Source organism: Candidatus Njordibacter sp. Uisw_002 (genome assembly GCF_047730155.1).
Lineage (GTDB): Bacteria > Pseudomonadota > Gammaproteobacteria > Pseudomonadales > Balneatricaceae > Njordibacter.
The window spans coordinates 783,673-806,454 of the sequence record NZ_CP159832.1 but is presented as its reverse complement, the minus strand read 5'-3'; the positions used below and the strand labels follow the sequence as shown (position 1 = coordinate 806,454).

Annotated in this window: 18 protein-coding genes; 10 read left to right on the top strand and 8 right to left on the bottom strand. The window is 42.3% G+C overall.

What is annotated here, in order from left to right:
* Positions 1-100: 100 nt before the first annotated feature.
* The 3 genes from ABXT42_RS03860 to ABXT42_RS03850 all read right to left on the bottom strand — a co-directional run bounded on the left by ABXT42_RS03860 (position 101) and on the right by ABXT42_RS03850 (position 3,186).
* A complete protein-coding gene (locus ABXT42_RS03860) occupies positions 101-1,147 on the bottom strand; it encodes a TauD/TfdA family dioxygenase (RefSeq protein ID WP_443629051.1) in 1,047 nt (348 codons plus the stop codon).
* A gap of 117 nt (positions 1,148-1,264) precedes the next feature.
* Positions 1,265-2,170, bottom strand: a complete 906-nt coding sequence (locus ABXT42_RS03855; RefSeq protein WP_443629050.1) for a homocysteine S-methyltransferase family protein — start codon at positions 2,168-2,170, stop codon at positions 1,265-1,267.
* A gap of 143 nt (positions 2,171-2,313) precedes the next feature.
* On the bottom strand, positions 2,314-3,186 hold the full coding sequence (locus ABXT42_RS03850) for a phytanoyl-CoA dioxygenase family protein (RefSeq protein WP_443629049.1): 873 nt from the start codon (positions 3,184-3,186) through the stop codon (positions 2,314-2,316).
* Positions 3,187-3,300: 114 nt separating this feature from the next.
* Between ABXT42_RS03850 and ABXT42_RS03845 the strand changes: the two genes are divergently transcribed.
* Positions 3,301-4,080 carry a HalD/BesD family halogenase gene (locus ABXT42_RS03845; RefSeq protein WP_443629048.1) on the top strand — a complete coding sequence of 260 codons (780 nt, stop codon included), beginning with the start codon at positions 3,301-3,303 and terminating at the stop codon, positions 4,078-4,080.
* A gap of 15 nt (positions 4,081-4,095) precedes the next feature.
* On the opposite strand, the gene ABXT42_RS03840 is transcribed toward ABXT42_RS03845, so the two are convergent.
* Both ABXT42_RS03840 and ABXT42_RS03835 read right to left on the bottom strand, forming a co-directional pair.
* Entirely contained in the window at positions 4,096-5,037 is a 942-nt protein-coding gene (locus ABXT42_RS03840; protein ID WP_443629047.1) for an alpha/beta hydrolase, read from the bottom strand.
* Positions 5,034-7,040 carry a CocE/NonD family hydrolase gene (locus tag ABXT42_RS03835; protein ID WP_443629046.1) on the bottom strand — a complete coding sequence of 669 codons (2,007 nt, stop codon included), beginning with the start codon at positions 7,038-7,040 and terminating at the stop codon, positions 5,034-5,036. Before ABXT42_RS03835 ends, ABXT42_RS03840 begins: the two co-directional genes overlap by 4 nt.
* 199 nt (positions 7,041-7,239) lie before the next feature.
* On the opposite strand from ABXT42_RS03835, the gene ABXT42_RS03830 reads away from it, so the two are divergent.
* Positions 7,240-7,620, top strand: coding sequence for a hypothetical protein (locus ABXT42_RS03830; RefSeq protein WP_443629045.1), 381 nt, complete (start codon positions 7,240-7,242; stop codon positions 7,618-7,620).
* 12 nt (positions 7,621-7,632) lie between these two features.
* Here the strand turns inward: ABXT42_RS03830 and ABXT42_RS03825 are convergent, their stop codons facing one another.
* Complete coding sequence (locus tag ABXT42_RS03825) at positions 7,633-8,208, bottom strand: thymidine kinase (RefSeq protein WP_443629044.1); 576 nt, start codon at positions 8,206-8,208, stop codon at positions 7,633-7,635.
* Between the two features lie 805 nt (positions 8,209-9,013).
* Here ABXT42_RS03825 and ABXT42_RS03820 point away from each other — a divergent pair.
* Positions 9,014-9,649, top strand: coding sequence for a response regulator (locus ABXT42_RS03820; protein WP_443629043.1), 636 nt, complete (start codon positions 9,014-9,016; stop codon positions 9,647-9,649).
* Between the two features lie 7 nt (positions 9,650-9,656).
* On the opposite strand, the gene ABXT42_RS03815 is transcribed toward ABXT42_RS03820, so the two are convergent.
* Together ABXT42_RS03815 and ABXT42_RS03810 are read right to left on the bottom strand one after the other, a co-directional pair.
* A complete protein-coding gene (locus ABXT42_RS03815) occupies positions 9,657-12,275 on the bottom strand; it encodes an ATP-binding protein (RefSeq protein ID WP_443629042.1) in 2,619 nt (872 codons plus the stop codon).
* A 383-nt stretch (positions 12,276-12,658) separates the two neighbouring features.
* Positions 12,659-14,665: a sensor histidine kinase gene (locus tag ABXT42_RS03810; protein WP_443629041.1), complete on the bottom strand. Its 2,007-nt coding sequence runs from the start codon at positions 14,663-14,665 to the stop codon at positions 12,659-12,661.
* A gap of 546 nt (positions 14,666-15,211) precedes the next feature.
* On the opposite strand from ABXT42_RS03810, the gene ABXT42_RS03805 reads away from it, so the two are divergent.
* The 7 genes from ABXT42_RS03805 (at position 15,212) to ABXT42_RS03775 (ending at position 22,186) form a co-directional block, all read left to right on the top strand.
* Positions 15,212-15,658, top strand: a complete 447-nt coding sequence (locus ABXT42_RS03805) for a response regulator (RefSeq protein WP_443629040.1) — start codon at positions 15,212-15,214, stop codon at positions 15,656-15,658.
* The gene (locus ABXT42_RS03800; RefSeq protein WP_443629039.1) at positions 15,658-16,113 is read left to right on the top strand and encodes a hypothetical protein; all 456 of its coding nucleotides are present in this window, start codon (positions 15,658-15,660) and stop codon (positions 16,111-16,113) included. Before ABXT42_RS03805 ends, ABXT42_RS03800 begins: the two co-directional genes overlap by 1 nt.
* 210 nt (positions 16,114-16,323) lie before the next feature.
* Positions 16,324-16,962: a response regulator gene (locus ABXT42_RS03795; RefSeq protein WP_443629038.1), complete on the top strand. Its 639-nt coding sequence runs from the start codon at positions 16,324-16,326 to the stop codon at positions 16,960-16,962.
* A 195-nt stretch (positions 16,963-17,157) separates the two neighbouring features.
* Entirely contained in the window at positions 17,158-17,586 is a 429-nt protein-coding gene (locus ABXT42_RS03790; RefSeq protein ID WP_443629037.1) for a hypothetical protein, read from the top strand.
* Positions 17,587-18,118: 532 nt separating this feature from the next.
* Complete coding sequence (locus ABXT42_RS03785; protein WP_443629036.1) at positions 18,119-18,649, top strand: hypothetical protein; 531 nt, start codon at positions 18,119-18,121, stop codon at positions 18,647-18,649.
* A 197-nt stretch (positions 18,650-18,846) separates the two neighbouring features.
* Complete coding sequence (locus tag ABXT42_RS03780) at positions 18,847-19,656, top strand: fimbria/pilus periplasmic chaperone (protein WP_443629035.1); 810 nt, start codon at positions 18,847-18,849, stop codon at positions 19,654-19,656.
* Between the two features lie 73 nt (positions 19,657-19,729).
* A complete protein-coding gene (locus ABXT42_RS03775; RefSeq protein WP_443629034.1) occupies positions 19,730-22,186 on the top strand; it encodes a hypothetical protein in 2,457 nt (818 codons plus the stop codon).
* Positions 22,187-22,782 lie beyond the last annotated feature (596 nt).

Below are 22,782 nucleotides of genomic sequence, written 5' to 3'. Positions count from 1 at the left end.
CAGTGAACTTAAAACACACTAAAAATAACAGTGTGTCTCATTGTTAGTTTTAAAGGTTGCCTTTCTTTAGGCGAACTGATTTTTACCCAACAGCATCGGGCTAGTTTAACGGCGCATGTAACTTAGTATGCTGGGTGATGATGCCCCCACGGTTACCCACTTCAATAGTGCCATAGCGTTGTTTAAAACACTCTGGCAGCGGGCGGTCTCCATCGATAGATAACCATAGGCGGATTAAATGCCGTCGCTTGTGGGGCTCAGGCCAATCTAAAAAACCAGTGCGGTCATGCAGCTGGCAGTGGTTATACACAAGCTGCATATCACCAGGTTGAAGTTGCATACTAAAAAATAGATCTTGGCTGTTTGCAAGCTCATCAAATAGATCCAACGCTGCAATGTGTTGCGGTGTTAGTTTTAAAACATCACTAAAACGCTGGGCACTATCGATATACTGCCTTTGGTAAAACACCGTAAGGTAACCCTTATGCCAACTTAATACGGGTATTTCCATAAAGGGTTTGGCACCTTCTGGCACTTCACCACGACGATCAGTAGCAATGGGTTCAAACAATTTTTGCAATAAGTCTGGCCGCTGTGCCTTCATGCGATTATAGATAGACTCAGCACTCACTAGCAATGAGCGTCCACCTTCTTTGGCTTCTTGCATACATAACAGCCCTACCACATCGGCACTATCTGTGTGAAAGGTTTGGCGCTGGCTGGTTTGGTAGATACGACTATTAGGGTCATTGGCATCTGCACCAACATCACGCACATGGCCTAAAATGTGCCCGCTCGCATTTTGGGAGCGCGCACTGCCCAAATGTGCGCCTAGGCCACAAAAAATGGTTGCGGTAAATTCTTGGGTGTAGTTTTGAATAGGCAAACCCCTTAACACCTCTACTCCTACTCCACTTAACAAAGTATGGATTAACGTTTTTGCGTGCTTGGTAAAGGCCTGTAAGGGGAACGTTTCTTTAGTAATACAGCCCACATCAATGCCAAGGCTCAAAAAGTGCTGAGCTGCACTCTCCAAATCTAAAATATCTTCTTGTGTGAGCTGATATAACCAAGCTTTAGGGTTATTCGCCATGTCTTTACCCAGCCATGCTGATGGCCCAGCAAAATTTTTAGGTAAATGATTCATATTCTCATCACATTCAACAAATAAAGCACTCACTGCTTAAACATCTATTCGATATTAGCTGCACTTTGTTACTGTGGGCAGCCGTTATTTTTTAGCAATGTTTATGTGCTCTAAGGTTTAAACTGCATAACCTGCTTGGGTAAAACGTTTAGCCAGCTGCGCAATATGAGCTGGGCCCACCTCGCAACAACCGCCAATTAAGCCCGCGCCATGTTTGGCCCATTGAAGTGCAAATTCTGCATAAGCTTGCGGATTAAGGTCAGATCGAGACTCCATAGACTTCACAGTGCCACCTGGCTTTAAGCTGTCAACGCTAGTGAAGCCATTGGCATAGGCCCCTGTTAAACCCTGATCTGATTGCATCTGTGGCCATGCCGCCAAAATAGCTTCAGGTTTGCTACAGTTGAGTAATATGGCATCTGCACCCAGCTCATGTAACATTGCCACAGCTTGAGACAAAGGCTCACCACTTCGCAACTGGGCTTCATCATTGTCTTGAATGGTTAATGACACCCATACTGGCAAACCACTCGCTTTAGCAGCTAATAAGGCAGCCTTAGCCTCAGCAATAGAGGGCATTGTTTCACACAAAAACACATCCACATGGGGCGCCTGAACAGCTACTATTTTGCTGTAGCTAGCTATCATTTCATCATATGCAGGTGCAACTTCTGCATGATAACTGGCCACCAGCGGTGGCAAGCAACCTGCTATTTGCACCCCTTCAATGCCCGCCTTAGTTCGTGCACTAGTAGCTGCATGCACTGCAGCCAGTTGGAGTGTTTCAAAATCTTTTATTTGGCCATCTCGCGTTAATCTTTGAGGGGTCATAGTGTAGGCATTTAACGTAATTACCCGCGCGCCTGCAAGAATAAACTCAATGTGTAAGTCGCGCACAATCTCAGGTTCATCGATCATCACCTGAGTAGACCACAGCGGGGTAATCTCTTTGTTACTTCGTTTAATTAACTCTTGGCCCATGCCGCCATCTAGCAATGTAATGGTTGGTTTATTTGAAGTCATATTTGAAAACTACCTTATGTAAGCGGGCACTATGGCTAGTAGGATTGTTTGGTATGTGCGCTAGTGTAACCTGCAGATACGCTAAATGCAGGCTAATTTTTAAACCCCAGTAATAGTTTAAGACTCCACTTTAAACTAAGTGATCATGTGGCTTTGGGTGGGTTTAAATAGTCATCAATAGCTTGGGTTCTAGTGCCATTTTCATGCCACAAAATGGGAAAGTGATTTTCATCCAGTTGGTTGTCAGCTAAATGTTTGTAGCGACTATAAATAGGGCCAATGCCTTGGGCAAGTTGGTCGGGATCATAAGCGGCATCACTGCGCATTAGATGCAGCACTAAGGCTCGTCTTGGTATAGCAGACTCATTAGCGCCAGAGCCATGCCATGTCCAGCCATGGTGCAATGACCCACCACCGGCTTTTACTTGCACATATTTAATGTGCGGTTGCACCCCTTCGTGCTTTGCAGCAAGTTGCATGGGTTTTTGATAATCATCTGGCCCGTGAAATTCACCAACAGGCACACCCTTTTGCCACTGGTGCGAATGGGTAGCAAACTCTAACGTACCCCCCACTTTCGTGGTGTCATCAAGCGCAATCCAACAGGATATAAGGTCACTAGGGGTAAACCACGATAAGTATGAACTGTCTTGGTGATAGCCCAAAGCCCTTGCTCCAGGTGGCTTGGATAATAGGTTATCAATCATGATGCGAATGCCTGGCCAACCGGCCAATTGAGCGATGCTACGAGCTAAGTCTTCATTTAATACTACGCATGCAATGCTTCGATTGGCTTTCCAGCCGTTACATATTTGGCGCGTAAGGCTGGGATCCCCTGTGCCATGTTGCCAGTTGACCTCATCTGGCGTGACGCCCGTTTCAAAGATACCATGATAAATATCATCAAACGCTTGGTGTAAAGGGGGAAGCTGATCAGGTGGGAGTATTTTATCCACTACAAGGTACCCTTGTTCACGGTACGATTGCTGATTATCATCTGTTGGTTTGAATAACATTAACACTTTATTCCCAGTATTCTTATAGGGTGAGTATATATAATAAGAAACAAACAATTCAACCGAATCATTAATGCCCTATAATGAAACGCTAGAACTACTTAGGAGTTAAATATGCAGCTTAATCAAGTGATCAATATCACTGCTCACCCCATTCACCAAAAACACTATGAGCAAGCCTGCAAACTTCAATTAGATAAAGAAGGAGTGTTAGTTCTTAAAGACTTTCTCACTTTACCTGCCCGCACTGCAATGGTAGATGAGGGCATCAACAAACAGTCTGAGGCTTTTTATACAAGCTCTGGTCATAATGTTTATCTCACCCAAAAAGACCCCTCTTTTGCTGATGACCACCCTCGTAACCGATGGGTGCAGTCTTCAAAGGGCTGCATCACTGATGACCAAGTGGCACTAGATTCACCACTGCGCACGCTTTACGACTCACCACAGTTACGCTCATTTTTAGCATTTGTGATGGGTGAAGAGCACCTTTACCCCTACGCTGACAGCCTGTCTTCCATAAACTTACATTACGCAAGCCAAGGCCAAGAGCTGGGCTGGCACTTTGATAATTCATCGTTTGCAATCACTTTATTGATTCAAAGCCCAAAAGCAGGTGGTCAGTTTGAATATGTCACAAACCTTAGAGATTCTAGCAAAGGGGATATGAATTATACGGGTGTAGCTCAGGTTTTAGATGGACAAATGCAAACCCTTAAGCTTGCTATGTCTGCTGGTGATTTAGTGTTATTTAGAGGCAGGGACTCGCTTCATCGTGTTACACCAACACAAGGCAACACCACACGCATGTTAGCCGTGTTGGCTTATAATGCAGAAGCTGACGTTGCTCTGTCTGAATCGGCTCGTATGACCTTTTTCGGTCGCTTAGAATAAATATCAAAAGGCCTATCACCCAAGAGCTAAAATAGTTTTACAGATAAGTTGAAAGTTAGCCCCTGCCTTATCACTCATGTGCCGTGCTCTTAAATGGCCATGTAACAACCCATCACCTGCCTGAGTGTGATTTTCCACCTCAACTCCTGCACGGCTTAATGCCTTAGCATATAGCCCACAGTCATCAAACAAAGGGTCTATTTGAGCTGGAAACAGATGACTGGGTGGCAAATCTGCAAAGCTTGATGCATGCAAAGGACAGCAAAGAGGGTCTTGTATCGGAGCATGGCCCTCGCCCACTCTAATACCATGATAAAAAATCATGTCTTGTTTACTTAATAAAGGTGCATGGGCATGTTCCTGCATTGAGGGGGTATTGGCATCATTGGCCAAAGCTGGATATATAAGCACTTGGCCCAATAACTGAGTGCCTGTATAGCTTGATCGCGCATTAGCCACACAAGCAGCAAGGGTGGCGCCGGCACTATCACCCACCAATATAACCGCCTTACCTTGCTCCAGCAAGTGATCCACTACGGCTAAACAATCAGTGATATCACAAGGATATCGGTGCTCAGGCGCCAAACGATAGGCTACCGACACCAGTTTAAAACCACATAGATCGGCCATCTGTGCACATAAATCGTCGTGACTGTCTAAATCTCCCACCACAAAACCACCCCCATGCAAGTAAACCACTTGTACGGGGTGTTTAAGCTTTTCAGGGCTACTTTTAGCCTGAGGATCATAGTGACGCACAGGGATTAAATGGCCATCAGGCCCCTCCACATATTTGTCTACACTTTTTACATTAGCAGGCCTGGGTAACGCAAAAGCAAGATACATATTTTTATAACACTGCCTTTGTTGAGCCGTGTTAGAAACCACTGAATCAGCTGGGTAGTGTTGCATAGTTTGAGCTATAAAAGCCTGCATTTGTGTATCAAGTAAGGTCATGAAAAGCCTCGTAATATATGTTCTTGCCAGGTTTTTAAGTGTACTTTTTGACCATTTTCAAAGGCCTCTAAAGTGGCATCTAGGTAAAAGTGAGTTGCATCACAAGTGACTTTAAGGCGCGTATAAACGTCGATTTCCCAATCCACCCTAGATTGGTGGGAATGCCATTGGCATAAGCTTGTCGCAGAATGAGGATCATGGGGTAATATGCCATGTTCTTCATGGCAGACTTCTCCTACAGTGAGCCCATGCTCGACAAAAGTAAACTCACCAAAATCGTCGTCAATAATGGTCGTGTGCAAACCATTAACAGCATTAATTTGGGTGCTACGGGTGTGTGTTTCGGGCCTTGTGTCAGTCATTGCTTTAACTGGGCACACATACCCGTGGCCCAAGTCTCGAGTGAGTTGTCCGCTACGGTCATGCCATGGAATACTCAAATGAGTAGCACTTAAGTCTAAATTTAAATTAGCTTTTTGTGGCGCTGGCCAAAGTAGCGGAAAGTAAGCTGTGGAGATGGACAAACGTAATCTATGACCTTGAGGGATTTCATAACCTGTGTCATCCAGCTTTATAGTGATCTCCATAGACTGCCCTGCAATAACGAGTTGAGGATCATCTAAACCAGCACGCATTGCCAAATTTAGCATGCCATAGGTAATGCGAGTGCTGCTGCCATCTGGCGCCACATCACACAAACGTAAAATCATTTGGCCACACGCCTGGTCACTAGTCACATGCGTGTTAAACACGGCACCCCCCAAAATAGAGACAGCCTGCACCATGGGCTTAGTGTCAAAACACACACTATTGGCATCATCTTGGCGTTGGTCCGTTGGAAAATCTGGCCCACACCAAATCACACAAAATTCGCCACTCGCAGCACCCGTAGTGAGGGGGCTATCAACACTCACCTGCCCACCGGTTGCATGTTCAACTAATTCACCCGAGTCACTTAGCCAAAAATTAAGGCTGCCAGATTGAATAGGCCACTGATGACCTTCTACCCATATGCCCGGGCGCTCGTCATAGGCGGCTTGAGGTGGCACGCTGTCTTGGATATAAGCAACAATGCTAGGCTCTGCCATAATGCCATTATCAATGTCTTTTAACCAATAATCCCAAAAGCGTTTGGCTTCACCAAGAAAATCGATTTCAGGTTTAGGCGATGCATCATTAGGGTATTTGTGTGCCCATGGCCCAATCATGGCTTTTTTTGGACAAGACAACCCTTGCATCATGCGTGGAATCGCTTCTGAGTAGGCATCACCCCAGCCACCTATACAGTAAACGGCGGCCTTAATGGCGCTATAGTCTTCATTAATGGAACCGTGCTTCCAGTAATCATCCTTATAACTATGTTCTAGCCATTGCTTAGCCAAAAAAGGCATGGCTTCCAATCGCTGGAGCCATAAAGTGCGCCATGTGTCTGGCAATAATAGTGGATCTGGTGCCTTGGACATATAGCAGGACATGGTAGCAGCCCAACTAAAGTTTTCCAGCAATAAAGAGCCTCCACGATAATGGATATCATCGGCATAACGATCATCTGTAGAACACACTGTGACGATAGCCGCTAGCTCAGGTGGTGCCATTGCCGCAACCTGGAGACTGTTAAACCCACCCCAAGACTTGCCCATCATGCCCACTTTGCCGCTACACCAAGGCTGATCTGCAAGCCATTTGATCACTTCTACCGCGTCATCAAGCTCTTGTTGTAAATACTCATCTAACATCAATCCAGTAGACTCACCACAGCCTCGCATATCAACCCGAATACAAGCATAACCAAAAGCCGCCCAGTAGGGATGCATTTGCTCATCACGAGTAGCGGTGCCGTCGCGTTTTCTATAAGGGATGTATTCTAAAATAGCAGGCACAGGGCAAGAGCTTGCATTGGTGGGCAGCCAAGCCCTTGCAGCTAATTGAGTACCGTGTGCCAGTGGAATACAAAAGTGGGGCCACTCTTCTATAGAGTGGGTAAAATTGAGGTCGTTCATCATCAGTTTTCACTTCCAAAACTTGTCTTGGATGCCAGCTTGCGTAGATGTCACAACATACCATTGGATTATTCTGTAGGTATAGTGATTTTTACCTAAATGATGCAACATAGTTCATGATAAACTGCATCCTAACAAAAGCGTTTATCACCATTTAATCGTAATTAATCTTTGATGCCTAGTGCACAGGTAACCTCACACCATGATGAAATTTTTCACCAACTCCCCCATTATTGGCCTCATTCTAATCAGTGGACTAGGCATTAATTTAAGTTGGCTTTTTTTATTACCTTGGAGCTGGAGTAGTGTCCTCACCTTGATGATGACCGCCATTATTCTTAAGTTGTGCTACAACCGACATGCAGTAAAAAAACATATAGCCTACGATCTTAGCCTCATGATCGGAGCTTGCGCGCTGGTCATCGCATCGAAGTATATTTTGGTGTTATCTCTAGGCATTTCACTAGCTGCTGCAGCAGTAATGGCACCTTTATGGACTTGGATGGTGATGACATTATTATTTGCTAAGATTATACCTAGCGCTATCAAACACGAGTTTGCCTTAGGCTACAAACTTAGTTAATGGCATTTATGCTCACCACATTTGCTCGCTAAAATGACGGCGGCACAATGACTGATATTGGCTATTACCTCCAATCACAACTTGTTCGCCGTCTTTAATCACCTTGCCATGTTCATCTGTGCGCACCACCATGGTAGCTTTGCGACCGCAATGGCACACAGTTTTAAGCTCCACCAATTTATCTGCCCAAGCTAATAAATATTGGCTTCCAGGAAAAAGTTCGCCTCTGAAATCTGTACGTATGCCATAACATAATACGGGGACATTCAACTGGTCCACCACTTGGGTGAGTTGCTTCACTTGCTCACGGCTCAAAAATTGACTTTCATCAATGAGAATACAATCTATATGCTGATTTTGGTGCTCTTTTTTGAGCACTTCAAATAGGTCATCCTGGTGAGTAAATAGTTGTGCTTGCGCTGCTAAGCCTATACGAGAGGTTACCTTGCCCACACCATAGCGATCATCTAAGGCAGCCGACAAAATAAACGGATGCATGCCACGCTCTTGGTAGTTATAAGCAGATTGTAACAACGCGGTAGACTTACCGGCATTCATGGAAGAGTAGTGAAAGTAAAGTTGGGCCACAGGCATCAAACCTATTACTGGTTGGGAAATTAAACCTAATTATAACCCCAACGAAACCCTAAACACGATTGGTAGACTCAAATATTTTTTCAGTATTGTTGGTAATGAGGTTACAAAACAGTGCTCTATAACACCATGCTTATGGGAGGTGTAATTCATAAATGCAAAGACAAGGCAGCCTATAAATAAAAGCTTATATAGGCCAGTTTTAAAGACACGAAGGATAGTTCAGGAAGAATTGGTCGGGACGGCAGGATTTGAACCTACAGCCCCCTACTACACCCTCTTTGAATGAGCTAACATCACCAAATCTATAAAAGTCATAAAATACAGTAACTTAAATAAACTTTTTCACTAAAATACCTGCTTATAGACTAGCCAACGATCTAAAAATTGTACAAAATTAAGGGTATGGGGGCTAGGTGGGGTGAGCTTTACAAACAAATCATCAACTGTTTTAACAAAGCCATTCAATTTTTAACGAGTTTGCACAGAGGCTATACCTGCAATAAGCCGAGGAGGATGGAATGTTCTTGAGATGCTGCAAACAAGCCTTTACCTACTTTGTGTTCCGTCTTGTGGCGTTGATTATCAGTTATCGAAATATCTGCTCCTGCCACGCTATACAACGCCACAATGGGGTGATTGAAACTATAAGCCACACGGTGCCTATTGCGTTACATTACAACCAATTGGAGTGTCTATTAAACTGGGTGCGTATCAACCACAACTTTCAGTTTGTTTATTTGACACTTAAAACAAGGTAAAATGGGTATTCAATACAGGTAGCAACAGGTATTTGTAAGTGACTCAAGTACGACTATTTTTAGTAGATGATCAAGAACTCATAGTGGACGCCATTTCAGGCTTGATTAACACCCGTAGTACTGAGCATGGTATTCATGTGGTTGGCACCGCCCAGAACTATGAACAAGCACTAGCTGCTCTTGAATGTGAACAGCCGGATTTATTGCTGTTAGACATACAGATGCCCAGCGTTAATGGCTATGAAACAGCTTACATGATCAAGCAGAAGTGGTCCACCGTAAAGATTCTCATGCTAAGTAACCATGAAGACGATGACAATATTGCTCAAGCCAGAGCCTCAGGTGCAGATGGTTATGCGTTTAAGAGTGGCTCCCATCAGGCGCTCATGGACGCCATTATGACCGTGCTAGAGGGTGGCCAAGAGTTTGTAACTCCAGGCATTCTAGCTGGCTTAAATAGCGAAAGCAGCAACGTCAACATGGGCCTTACCCATAGACAACGACAAGTATTGAAGCTTTTGGTTCATGGTGAAACGGCTAAAGGTATCGCTAACGTGTTGAAAATAAGCCCACGTACTGCAGAAAAACATCGTGCCGAGGTTCTATTTAAACTCAATGAACCGAACGCAATTGAACTGGTCGAATATGCTTATAAACTGGGCTTGCCCTGCTAACTACTGATTAGTACTGTTTCCCAGTTTGACGGTACACTAACAACTGTTCTGTCACTGTAGCGAGCAGTGCCAGCATGGGTAAAGGCTCAATTTTTTTTTCATTAAGCAATGTTTTCACTTCTGTCAAAGTGGCAAACATAGAGGTTGCCCCAAACACACCACAGTTCCCAAGCATTTGATGAATTTCTTGGCCTAAAGCATCAAAGTCATTGTGCTCTATGTGACGGTGACAAGTGGTAAGAGACGTATTAAAGTGATCCAAAAACCGGTCGACTAAGGGTTTCATTTGACTCACTTCTACAACATCCACGGCCTGGCTATCAAACTCTAAGTCTATAAACTCACACAAAGTACTAAGCAATTGAACCTGAGAGTAAGGTTTGTATAAAAAATGGTCTGCACCGGCTTGGTTAGCTTGATATAACACCTCTTCACCGGTATCGGCTGTGTGAAGAATGATTGGGCAATGCTCTATGCTATTATTGGCTTCAAATTCTCTTATACGACTGGTTGCGGTAATGCCATCCATTACGCCCATATGCAAGTCCATCAATACAATATCGATACCCCCTAGTTGAAATCGATCTAACGCTTGCTTACCATCTGTAACAGCAACCACTGTGATGCCTGTAGAGGATAAAAAGGCGCATACTACCTCTTGGTTAACATCAGAATCGTCAACGACTAAAATACACTTACCAGACAGATCTACCGGGTTAATTGTACGCGTTGTATGAGAGTCTTTTTTGTGGTGAGCGATGATAGTCTTCAGTGGCAGGCGCAATGTGAAATGTGAGCCTTTGCCTAGCTCCGATTCAACGCTAAGGGTGCCACCCATAATCGTAGTGAGCGTATTGGAAATGCTAAGCCCTAACCCGCTGCCTTCTTGTCGGAAATCATTACTGCCAGGCACTTGATGGTAGGCGGTGAAAATATGCTCGATTTGCTCTTCAGAGATTCCATCACCGGTATCACTTAGAATAAAGGTGAGTTCGTTCTCTAAAGCACCCTGTAATACAGTGAGTTCAACCTGACCGGAGTGACTGAATTTAATGGCGTTGCCCATTATATTGATAAGTATTTGCCGCAGCTTCCCATAGTCGCCGTAACGATCCAACGTTAAATCGCCTTGCACGTGAAAACCGAGTGATAGGCCCTTGTCGTCTGCCATATTAAAGAATATGTCTTCTAATTCATTAACCAGATCTGACACACTGAAGTGGGTGGACTGAATCTCAAACACTGCATTGCTGGATAATTTAGAGTGATCGAGTACATTGCTTACAAGGCTTGATAACTGATGACTGGCCGTTTTGAGTGTTTTGAAATGCCGTGCTGAGACTTTTTGGTCGCCCTGCTGTCCGATAATGCCGATGATGCCTAGAATGCCATTTAATGGGGTGCGCATCTCGTGGTTTATGTTAGCAAAAAACTCACTCGTGTTTTTGTTGGCTTGCTCGGCTGCTTGTTTTGCTTGATTAAGCTCGTGTGTGCGTTCTACAACCGTCTTTTCTAACTCCAATTTGGACTGCTCAGCCAAGGTTAATGCTTTTAGGTTACCCATATTTATGGATGTATTTAGGCTCAGCACTCGTCTAAACAATGCAACCGAGAAGATCATCATTTCTACAAGAGCACCAATGAGAACACTATAGAGGGTCACCACGCTGCTAGGAAAGATCCCTAGATTGCCTAGCATCGTAATAAGAATACCGCTTAAAAAAAATGCAATGCCTAAGGATAAAAGCTTTGCGTTGGGTGCACCTACTAGGCTAGCAAATATCGTAATACCTAAAAACAATATCGATAAAGGCATGAATACAATAAGAGTGTAAGAAAAGTAACTCATATCAAAAAAAGTCATTATGCCAATAACTAACGCTAAGTATCGGGCAGTTTTTAATACCATGTCTACCCATGGCATAGAACTCTTGGTTTGAAGCACCTCTGCTATAAATAAAGAGAGGAAAATGATCATAATGTGGTAGGTTAAAAATAAAATATTTCGATCTTGCAGCGGAAAATCAAAAAACAGATCAAAGGAGTTCATAACCATGGTCGTTGCAACAAAACTGGCGCAATAAACACTGTAGAATAGGTAAATTCTGTCTCTAAAAGAGAAGTACATCAACATATTGATTAAACTAATTAAAATCCCCGCACCGATATACAAAATGACGATAGCCGCACGCTGGTCACCTATGGTGTGGCCATCTGTAATTTCTGATCCCTCTACGTTAAGAGAGATCCCCAATAATTTTACTTTACTGTGTATTTCAAGATAAAAAGTTCGGCTTTCGTTAGCCTCTAAGTTGATATCAAATACTGGCAGTCGGTTAATCACACTACGTTCATTTAACGCAATGTCAGTGCCATTCAGGTCGCTTATCCACTGACCTTGTTGCTGATAATGGAGGTTAACTTTTTGAGGATAAGCTTCTTGTATATACACATTCTTACTAAGGGCATGATCAGTAATATTGGTAAGAGTAAATGCAAACCAGTGACTCGCCTTTGTAAAAGGTATGTGGAAATGTTTTTTGATAAGTTCGCCGTCAGCTAATTGAACTTTGGCCTCGGCGGGTATTGAGATTTGGCTGTTGTCCGCCCAATGTGCACTCGACATGTTGAAGAACTGAGAATCGTAATCCAGATCGAAGTTAGGTATGTTATCGGCAGCAGAAATTTGGCTGATTAATATGAATAAAATCAGGCTTAACCGTTGCCATAGAGGAGCATTTGTATTGGAAAAATTCATTCTTGGCCTTTATTATTTTACCAACTAACCATTGAAGCAGGATTATACGTTCAATCTTGCTCAGGCCAAGGTCACATGCCTTTGTGCTATACAATCCCAATCTAACTTTAGCGACAGACATGAGGTTTAACAATGGGTAAAAGTACTCATATAAATCCACTCAATTCACAGACAGCATTTGAACTTCACTCCTTGAGTGTTAGTAATAGACCTTACCTGATAGATCTATCGAATTAATCGCACGTTTTCCTTCACATTTTTTTGTGGGACACAATAACAGGCTTCAGTGGCAGGACACAATCAAACTGAGTGCCTCTATTTATATTGGATTTCACGTTAAGGGTGCCGCCCATAACCATAGTTAGTGCTTTGGAGATACTAAGACCTAGACCGCTACCTGTTTTTTGGAAACTATTATTACCAGGCACTTGATGATAGGCGGTATAAATACGCTCTATGTGTGCTTCTTCGATGCCATCACCGGTGTCTGTAATGCTAAACATGAGTTCGCCTTCAGAGGAACCCTGTAATACAGTGAGTCCAACCTGACCGGAGTGAGTGAATTTAATGGCGTTGCCCATTATATTGATAAGTATTTGCCGCAGCTTCCCATAGTCGCCGTAGCGATCCAACATTAAATCGCCTTGCACGTGAAAACTGAGTGATAGGCCCTTGTCGTCGGCCATATTATAAAACATGTCTTCTAATTCATTAACGATATCTAAAATATTGAAGTGGATTGATTGGATTTCAAGTGCGGCATTGCTAGATAGCCTAGAGTGGTCTAGAACATTACTAACAAGATTGGAAAGCTGGTGGCTGGCTATTTTAAGTGTTTTAAAATGTTGAACTGAGACTGTTTTTTCGTCCTGCTGCCCAATAACCCCAATGATGCCGAGAATGCCGTTTAATGGAGTGCGCATTTCGTGGTTTATGTTAGAAAAAAAGTCTCTACGATTTTCGTTGGCTTGCTCGGCTGCTTGTTTTGCTTGATTAAGCTCTCTTGTGCGCGCTATAACCGTGTTTTCTAGCTTAGTGCTGGAATGTTCAGCCATGTCTGATAAAGCGGACTTAGCCTCAGTATTTGAGTCGATTACTCGCCTAAATAAAGTAACGGAAAAGATCACCATTTCGGCAATAGAGCCAATAAGAATGGCATGAACAGTCACCTCATTCTTAGGCAATACGCCTAGGTTAACTAGCACCGTAGTCATAGCACCCGATATCAATAGCATAACACCCACCATTAAAGTCTTTGCATAAGGTGCGCCTTGACGGTTGGCAACCACTAGGATGGGTAAAAATAACATAGATGCTGGAATGGTGCTAACCAACACGTAAGAGACGTGACTCTCGTTAAAAGTAGTCATAATGCCAATAGTGACTAATATTAACCGAGAAATTTTCAATGCGCCCTCGATCCATGGCATATTCTTATTGGTTTGAAGCACCTCACCGATGAACAAAGAGAGGAAAAAAAGCACGCTGAGATAACTTAAAAGAAAAAGGTTTCTGTTTTGAAACTGAACGTTCAAAAAAAGATCGAAGGAGTTAATAGCAAAGGTCGCAAAAATAAAACTGAAGGTAAATGCACTGTAATATATATAAACCCTATCTCTAAAAAAGAGGCACATCAGCGCATTAATTAAGGTGACCAAAAGCCCAGCACCAATGTACATTTTCACGATAGTGGTATGAATTTCACCGATGGAACGGCTGTTATCTGATTCGTCTATATTAAAATTGAACTGCAATAATTTTATTTTGCTGTGTGCCTCAACATAAAAAGTTCGACTTTCGTGAGCACCTAAGCTAACAATAAATATTGGTAGTAAATTGCGCACTTTACGTTTATTTAACGCTATGTCAGTGCCGTTAAGCTCGCTTACCCATTTACCTTGTTGTTGATAATGTAGGTTCACTTTATTAAGGTACGGTTTATCTAAATATACACTCTTGGAAAGTGCATGGTCAGCGAGGTTAGTGAGAGTGAACGCAAACCAATAGCTAGCATCTGTAACAGGTACGGTGAAATTATTATTGATGAGTTCGCCATCACCCAATTGAACTTTGGCCTCAGATGGTGTGGCGATTTTGCTAGTGTCCTCCCAGTATAAGCTGGATATACTGAATAACTTCGTATCGCCACTCAGATCGAAGTTGGGTATATTGTCGGCGCCTGAAATTTCGCTGATTAATATGAATAAAATCAGGCTAATTCGTTGCCATATACGTACTGTTTTTTGAATAAAACCCATATAGTTGTTTTAATCTTACCCACTATCTATCAAATATATCTCTAGTGAATATGATTTTAGCGACAGATAAAAGCCTTCGCAATGGGCAAAAATACCTATATAAATCTCATTGATTTCCTGACAAAATTTGAACCAACTCACAGTGGTATTAAAATTCCTACGTAGCTAAAAATAGACTTAATTAATCTTACCGGCAGGCTCAACGAACGGACTGCATGCATAGTGCAGGCATAGTCTAGACATAGCCCAGACATAGGAACTATCACCCATAAACCTGTATTGCTTGACTCTAGCTCTCAGCCATAGGGTTGTAGCGTTTCAACTGGTACTTGATGGCAGACGGAATTATGCTTATCTCTTACACTACTTATGTTCCATGGATGCGATTTTTAGTAGTTTTATTCATCTTGATTCCTAGTTCATCATGGGGCAGTGCAATACCTCAGGTTAACTTGAGTAACACTATTGAATCACAAAGTTTACTCACATCGTACTGGGCTGATACTAGCAAGTTAGCGACACCAAACCCAGATAAATGCTTCGGCATTGCCTGTCGCCAAAGCTAACTGCTTAGGCACTGGGCTAGGGTTGGCTATTTCTGAGGGCCTCACTAAAGCCATGGGCGGGGCGATCATAGTCACTTCTCATTTAGGCCACGGCAGTCATTTTTCTATTACACTACCCTTACCCACCGTCAATGCGCCAGGTATAGGCCAACGTAATATTACGGACGTGCCCGAAACCGCAGAGAGCGCCCTAGCCTCCTTCACTGGCATCAATATATTGTTGGTAGAAGATTCCTCCATTAACCAGAACGTTATCACCAAGTTCCTTCAAAAGACAGGCGCTAACATACGCATTTGTGATACAGGCACCTCTGCAATAGAGCACTTCAAAGAACATGGTGTAGACTTAATATTAATGGACTTGTGGTTAGCCAAAACATTAGAAGTTATGAACATCAGACTGGCAGCCCTATTTGTCCATTTGTAATGCATACGGCAGATAATTGGTCTGGTCTGAGCGATCAAGCTCAATCCGTGGATATCGGCCAATTACTCCCTAAGCCGTTTACTCAAATGCAACTTATCAATGCCATCAGTCAAGCGTTAGACATAAATAGCCGCTGTACATCTTCGCCTTTACGGCCTAACACCGACCCCGTATTAATGCATCTGTTTGATGATTTTGTAAACCAAAATATTGCTACCGTACTATTGTGCACAAATTACTTAAGCTCGCGTAATTTCAAAGCACTGAGTCACGAATTACATAAATGTGTAGGCAATGCTGGTTTATTTGGTGCCAATGAATTATCACAAACAGTATTGAGAATTCAAAAAAACCTAATCAGTGAGCCCTACGATACTGAGGCAATCAGCTCGTTACTTATACAAGCTGATCAACAGTTAATAGGTTATCGATTATGGTTTTCTGACCAACCTTAATCGTTATTTAACTGCCACTTAACTATAAAGTTAAAATTAATTAGACTTACATGGGCATTTATACGCATTGTTAAGTCTTATCAGTCTAGCTAAAATAAGATTATGAATTAAAAAGTCCTTCGCTGTAGCACAGTAAGCTACTTAGCAAGTAATTAGTAATTTTCGTTACCATACTTCAGTTTAAGTGTTCTTAGTAAAGGGAATTCACCTATGGTTCAGGCAAACGTTTTTTTGATAGATGATCAGGAGCTTATACTTGACGCTATTTCAGACTTAATTACATCTCGCGGTGCTGAAAAAGGCATTCATGTATTGGGTGTGGCCCAAGGTTATAAGGAATCGTTATCTACCCTTAAACATGAACAGCCAGACTTAGTGCTACTAGATATAAACATGCCAAATGTTAATGGCTACGAAACAGCCTTTATGTTTAAACAGAAGTGGCCAGGAATTAAAATCCTCATGCTTACTAGCCATGAAGATGGTTCTGGTATTGCTCAAGCCAGAACAGCAGGTGCAGATGGTTACGCACTTAAAAGCGGCTCCCATCAGGAACTCATGAACTCCATTGTAGACGTATTAGAGGGCGACCAAGAATTTGTAGTTCCCAGCGGTGCAGTAGACTCAAGCACAGAAAGTGACACTCCTAATATGGGCCTAACTCGCCGGCAGCGGCAAGTGTTGAAGCTTTTGGTATATGGTGAAACCGCAAAAGGTATCGCTAACGTGTTGAAAATAAGCCCACGTACTGCAGAAAAACATCGTGCTCAGGTTATTGCTAAGCTTAATACTCCGAACGCAATTGAAATGGTTGAGTATGCTAACCAACTAGGTTTACCCAGCTATTAACCCAATGAGCTACTACCATTAAATAGCATTGATACGAGATTTTTTTTATAAATGCAGAGCACTAACAACAATAAGAATAAGGGGCGCAACCCTAGAAAACTCAGACTGCCACAATCTAAACTCAAGATTATAGCAGTCTCCGTGCTAGCACTTGGCACTTTCACGTCCCTTTTGGCTTATGCCATAAGTAGCTCGGTGGCCAAAATTGACACCTTAGATTACAACTCGGTGAGTGGCATAAACGTGGTTGCTGGTACTGGGCAAACCGATGCGGTTCTGGCATCAGGAACTATTAACAGTAACAGCCCAGGAGGGTGGATACTGAAAGTTATGTCCGCTAACAAGGGCAAGCTAACACACGGTTCTGGCGGGCCTGGAAATGAAATTGTGTACGGTAACGTCAAAATGGCAAGCACTGGCGGCACTTTGGGAGCAACCCTTACTAATCCTTCCGGTGTAGATAGGGTTATTACCAGTGGGACCGCCATATTTGATACCGGGGTAGCCACAACTGCAACAGTGGACTACAAATTCGAACTCCAAGTAAGCTGGCCTGCAGACCCATCCATACTGGGAGGCAGATACACAGATACCATCACCTTACTTATTGTTCCTGTTGATTAGTAACTGTGGTTACCAGCTTTTTTACACTTAGGTTTACCCACTAATTAAATTAAAAAACACTTCTACAATTAATATAATCAATATGTTGGTTATATTTATCTATTATTAACTATTTTATTAACACCATAGGTAAAATAACCTATATATTAATTATATAATAACATCATAGGTAAAATAACCTATATATTAATTATATATTAACATCATAGGTAAAATAACCTATATATTAATTATATATTAACATCATAGGTAAAAAAACTTATAAATTTTTACATTTATTATCTAATTATAGGTAAAAGAGCCCATATATATTAAATATATTATTATGTAATATTAATTATCGATTTATTTATTTGTACCGTTCAATTAATGATAGGTAAAACAACCTATATATATTAAATTAATTCTTATATAGAATTTTAATTAAATTAATTAAATTGTGCTAATTAAATTAATTGGTTATCTAATCTCAAGCTTAGATAAGTTAATGTAGATAAAAAATAACTAATCCCTTAATAATAGAGAAAATATCATGAACAAAATCTTAAAAAAATCCGTACTACATGTTGCAGTAGCTACAGTATTGACAGCTGGCTTTGCTAGCTCGGCTATGGCTGCTGGTGGCATTGCACCAATCAACTCATTGACCGGCGCACAAACAGATTTGCCAGCAATTGTGGCCTCTGCTGACGTAAGCAACCTAGAGGTTTTCTCAGGAACAATCTCAAACAACAGTAACAGTGGTTGGAACGTGACAGTGACATCTACTAATTCTGGAAAATTGAAAGGCTCTAGTGGAACAGGCGCAGGTAGCGAAATTCCATACACCCTGTACCATTTGAATGAGGTTAAAAACGCAGGCAGTGTTATGGGAGTTGAGGCATCTGGAAGTGTTTATGGGTCTGCGACACCATCTGCAGGAGTGCACAAATTTGCTACTTCAGCAGTATCGACTGCAACAGTTCACCAGGACTACACCGTAGGTGTGAGCTGGCTTGCAGATACTAGCCTATTGGCAGGTACATACTCAGACACATTTACTTTGGTGCTAGCAGCTAACTAGTTGGCACTGTAGCTAAATAAGTCTTATTTAGTAGATCTTAAAATCCAAATTAACGGCTATGTGGTCGTTGATTTGGATTATTAAAATGGATCTTATTAATTACACTTTCATTTTTAATACTGCACTAATTTCTAGTAACCAAAGTGACTCTCAACGCAGTAGAGTGGTTCTTAGCCAATATGCCACAGTGGATAACTATGAAAAAACTCTTCCTAGAAAAGATAACATACACAATGAGATATTTTATCCAATGTTGCCAGACACTTTTAGCCCTTACTATATTTATGTCACTGCCAACCTTGGCATACACACTCTCTCCAACGACTATGACACTGAGAGACTCTGGCAGCGAGTCCAGCAGATTTATGCAGCTTGTAAATAAAGCAACAGAACCCGCAGCCATCCAATTCAATATTTACGAACACAGTAAAGACCCAGATGGAAAAGCCATTAGAGGCCGGGATGCTAGCGACCAATTTATTATTTATCCACATCAGGTGATTATGATGCCTGGTGATGAAGTCAGTGTACAGGTAGTGTGGGTTGGCGAGTCCATATTAGATATTGAACAAGCATTTACCTTACTAAGTCGACAAATACCTATCCCACGTGAAGTCACAGTCCAGCCTGATTCTGCTGATAAACTCATCCTTGATATTCGATTTTTGATGAATTATGAAGGTCGAGTCTATATAACACCGCTGGGCGCAAAGGCCGATATTATTACTACTTCAGTCAACCAAGTTTCAGGGACTAGCTCGCCTGAAATAATTGAGATAATTTTTGAAAACCAAGGCACAGCCCATATATCGATGTCTAACATGTCATTAGTTTTCGTACCGCTTGACTCAGCAGGCGTTCAGTTAAAAGAACAATCAATTGCCATAGATGTAGCAAAAATTCCTGCAATGCGGTCACACCTTTTAGCAGGAGGAAAACGACGCTTACTTATTCCAAGACCTGAAGGCCTCCAGACGGGTCAATTCGATGTTATCCTGTCTCAATAACACATCACTCAAAAGCCGCCTATTTTGTGCATCAACAAAACGTGCATGTTTTTGGTTGCTTTTTTTTGCCAGCATGCCTGTCACAGTTATTGCCAATAGTGATGCGGACACTCCCTATCAAAAAACACGGGAAGAGCTTTTCCTAGACATTTTCAAAAATCCTACGCCCAACATCCCAGTTAACAGTTATATTTTAGTGCTGTTCAACGATGGGATGGAGCAAAAAATGAAAGTTGTTATGCCCCAGGGCAAGCAAGAAATGCTGCTTGAGGGAAAATTATTAATAAAAATCTTATCACAACAACTACTAAATGAGGATGCTTTACAACAACTAGAGCACAAAATTGATGCTGAAGGGTGGCTCAATATAAATGCTTTCAAAGGTACAGGAGTATCAACCTTATTCAATCCTAGCAAATTTGAACTTACCGTTACAACACTTCCTAGCATACGTAAAAAAAAGGTCAGCCATTTATCTGCCCCAATCTTTGTCCCTTCCATAGCACACTCGATTCCCCCTGCGCCAGTATCGGGTTTTATCAATTTTGAACATAAAGTACTGGTTGGTAGAACAAAAAGAGCCAACCCTTCGAGTTATCAACCCCGAACGGGGATTTCAGCCTCGGGCGCTATCAACGTAATGGGAGTGGTGGTTGAAACTTCTGTATCTAGCCAAACCAGCAAAGTAAACTCTTTACAAAGAGGCGATATACGTCTGGTTTATGATCAGCCACACCGAGCGCTAAGATATACCCTAGGAGACCTCAAGTATCCAACGATAGGTTACCAACGCACTTTGGAAGTCGGTGGCATAGGCGTTGCAAAGGACTTCTCTCTTCAACCGTATGTGCCTAACCATAGGGAAAAAAACCTAGAGTTTTACCTAGAACAACCGTCCACAGTAGATGTGTGGGTGAACGAGTCTCTAGTGAGCAGTTTAGAGCTTCCTGCAGGTCGCCACGATATACGTGGGTTCTCACCAGCCTTAGGCCAAAATGACACACGTCTGGTTATAGAAAATGCTTCAGGTCAAGAAAAAGTAATGCATTATTCGTACGTCTTCAACTCCAAGGTGCTATCAAAAGGTAAATCTCAATTTTTCTACAATGCTGGATTTAGTCGCACATTTGAGGATGGGATATACCATTACGACTCAAACAAACCAGTTCTGTCTGCGTCCTACAGGATGGGCATAGCAGATCAGACAAATCTTATCATCTACGCTCAAACAGATTATTTGCAATCCTTGATCGGTACTAGTGCTCTTCACACACTACCCACTAGCACCCTACAGGTGGACATAGCTGCCAGCCAATCAGTTTCTGGGAAACAGGCTTCGGTGGCCAAAATTTCTTGGAACAACATTCCTAAAAAAAATGACCGATTTAAAAAAACATCACAATTATCAATGGAATACCTCGGCAAAAATTTTGGCTTAACTGATACGTCTTCTAAAACTCAAAGGGATGTCATCAATTTAAACGCCACTGTTGCGCTCCAGATCGGATCGCGTTTGTCAGTCAGTATGAGTGGTGCTTTCGCACCTTCTCGGGACGTTGGCTCAGCTGACTCCCACAGAGGGTCAGCTGGACTATCTTACAAGTGGGGAAAAGCCGTTTGGATCAATAGTGCTATCAGACGGAATCGCTCAAGTAATAGCCTGATGCAAACAGAAATATTATTTGGAATTAGTTCTACTTTTTCTAATAACCTGGGTGACTTTTATGTGGCAAAAGAGATAGAAAGTAATAGCTTAGTATCCACTTGGAATTCCAGAAGTGGCAATACTTACAAATACGGATCTGCAAGAGTTGGATCCGATAAACGCGAATACAGAACGGGTGTTGGTTACCACGGAAGCCAGGGGCTAGCGGAGCTTTCACACTTTTCAACTAGAACCACTAACCAAGATATTAATGGGTCGCTAGGAAGTGACGACACTGTATTGCGCCTTCAAACTGCACTTGTACTTGCAAACAGTACCATTGCTCTAGCCCGCCCAGTAATAAATGGCTTCGCTATTATCAAAGGCAATAAAGGTTTGTCAGGGATTGAAATGAAGGTAAGTCCGATCGGCGGGGGTGGAATGAATGCAAAGTCTAACTGGATCAGTCCCGCTGTACTGGTTGGTATTCCAAATTACCAGTTACAAAAAATGAACATTGAGCCAGTTAATCCCCCCCTAGGCGTAACGCCTAAAAAAATGAACTTCTCTCTCTTTAGTGCATACAAAAGTGGATTTCTTATAGAAGTTGGAAAAGAACGTACTATCTTTGCAATTGGCCGACTCGTAGACAAGCAACAGGCACCTCTAGCAAACACCCCCATCCAAATCCGCCACATAAAAGACGCAGATAACTTAGATGAAAAAGTTGTGCACACGGTTACCAGCCAAAGTGGCCGTTTTCAAATGTCCGAAATTAAGCCCGGTTACTATGAAATCACTACAGAACTAGGAAGTGTGACCGTAGAGGTGGTAGAGAGTGATCAAGGTATCTCCCGGCTGGGTAATTTAGTTGTGCAGCACTAATCATAAGATACATTCGCTTAGTTAATGTTGATACGCACCCAGTTTAATAGACACTGTTAGATTGCATTCAATTATGACCCAGCGTTTGCACTGAGTTGTGACCCGCCTGTTGGCCCAGCTTACTTTATGTTTGCCAACCTACCCTCTCGTTGATCTTTCGCGTGCTCAAATCGATCTTTAATTACAACTGATGAAGCAAAAAAAAGACATCAAATGATGTCTTTTACAAAAAATGTCTGGTCGGGACGGCAGGATTTGAACCTACAGCCCCCTACTATACCTTCTTTGAGTGAGCTAACATCACCAAATCTATAAAAGCCATAAAATACAGCAGTTTAGATAAACTTTTTAATTAAAATGCCTGCTTATAGACTAACCAACGATCTAAAAAGTGTACGAAATTAAGGGCATGGGGGCTAGGTGGGTGAGCTTTACAAACAAATCATCAACTGTTTTAACAAAGCCATTCAATTTTTCAACTAGTTTGCATAGATGCTATACCTGCAATAGGCCGATAAGGATGGAATGTTCCTGCGATGCTGCAAACAAGCCTTTACCTGCTTTGTGTTCCGTCTTGTGTCGTTGATTATCAGTTA

Excerpts from the sequence above, each read along its gene's own strand:
- ABXT42_RS03860 (WP_443629051.1), bottom strand. The coding sequence starts at position 1,147 with ATGAATCATTTACCTAAAAATTTTGCTGGGCCATCAGCATGGCTGGGT.
- ABXT42_RS03855 (WP_443629050.1), bottom strand. The coding sequence starts at position 2,170 with ATGACTTCAAATAAACCAACCATTACATTGCTAGATGGCGGCATGGGC.
- ABXT42_RS03850 (WP_443629049.1), bottom strand. The coding sequence starts at position 3,186 with ATGTTATTCAAACCAACAGATGATAATCAGCAATCGTACCGTGAACAA.
- ABXT42_RS03845 (WP_443629048.1), top strand. The coding sequence starts at position 3,301 with ATGCAGCTTAATCAAGTGATCAATATCACTGCTCACCCCATTCACCAA.
- ABXT42_RS03840 (WP_443629047.1), bottom strand. The coding sequence starts at position 5,037 with ATGACCTTACTTGATACACAAATGCAGGCTTTTATAGCTCAAACTATG.
- ABXT42_RS03835 (WP_443629046.1), bottom strand. The coding sequence starts at position 7,040 with ATGATGAACGACCTCAATTTTACCCACTCTATAGAAGAGTGGCCCCAC.
- ABXT42_RS03830 (WP_443629045.1), top strand. The coding sequence starts at position 7,240 with ATGATGAAATTTTTCACCAACTCCCCCATTATTGGCCTCATTCTAATC.
- ABXT42_RS03815 (WP_443629042.1), bottom strand. The coding sequence starts at position 12,275 with ATGTCGAGTGCACATTGGGCGGACAACAGCCAAATCTCAATACCCGCC.
- ABXT42_RS03810 (WP_443629041.1), bottom strand. The coding sequence starts at position 14,665 with ATGGGTTTTATTCAAAAAACAGTACGTATATGGCAACGAATTAGCCTG.
- ABXT42_RS03800 (WP_443629039.1), top strand. The coding sequence starts at position 15,658 with ATGCATACGGCAGATAATTGGTCTGGTCTGAGCGATCAAGCTCAATCC.
- ABXT42_RS03795 (WP_443629038.1), top strand. The coding sequence starts at position 16,324 with ATGGTTCAGGCAAACGTTTTTTTGATAGATGATCAGGAGCTTATACTT.
- ABXT42_RS03785 (WP_443629036.1), top strand. The coding sequence starts at position 18,119 with ATGAACAAAATCTTAAAAAAATCCGTACTACATGTTGCAGTAGCTACA.
- ABXT42_RS03780 (WP_443629035.1), top strand. The coding sequence starts at position 18,847 with ATGAAAAAACTCTTCCTAGAAAAGATAACATACACAATGAGATATTTT.
- ABXT42_RS03775 (WP_443629034.1), top strand. The coding sequence starts at position 19,730 with ATGCCTGTCACAGTTATTGCCAATAGTGATGCGGACACTCCCTATCAA.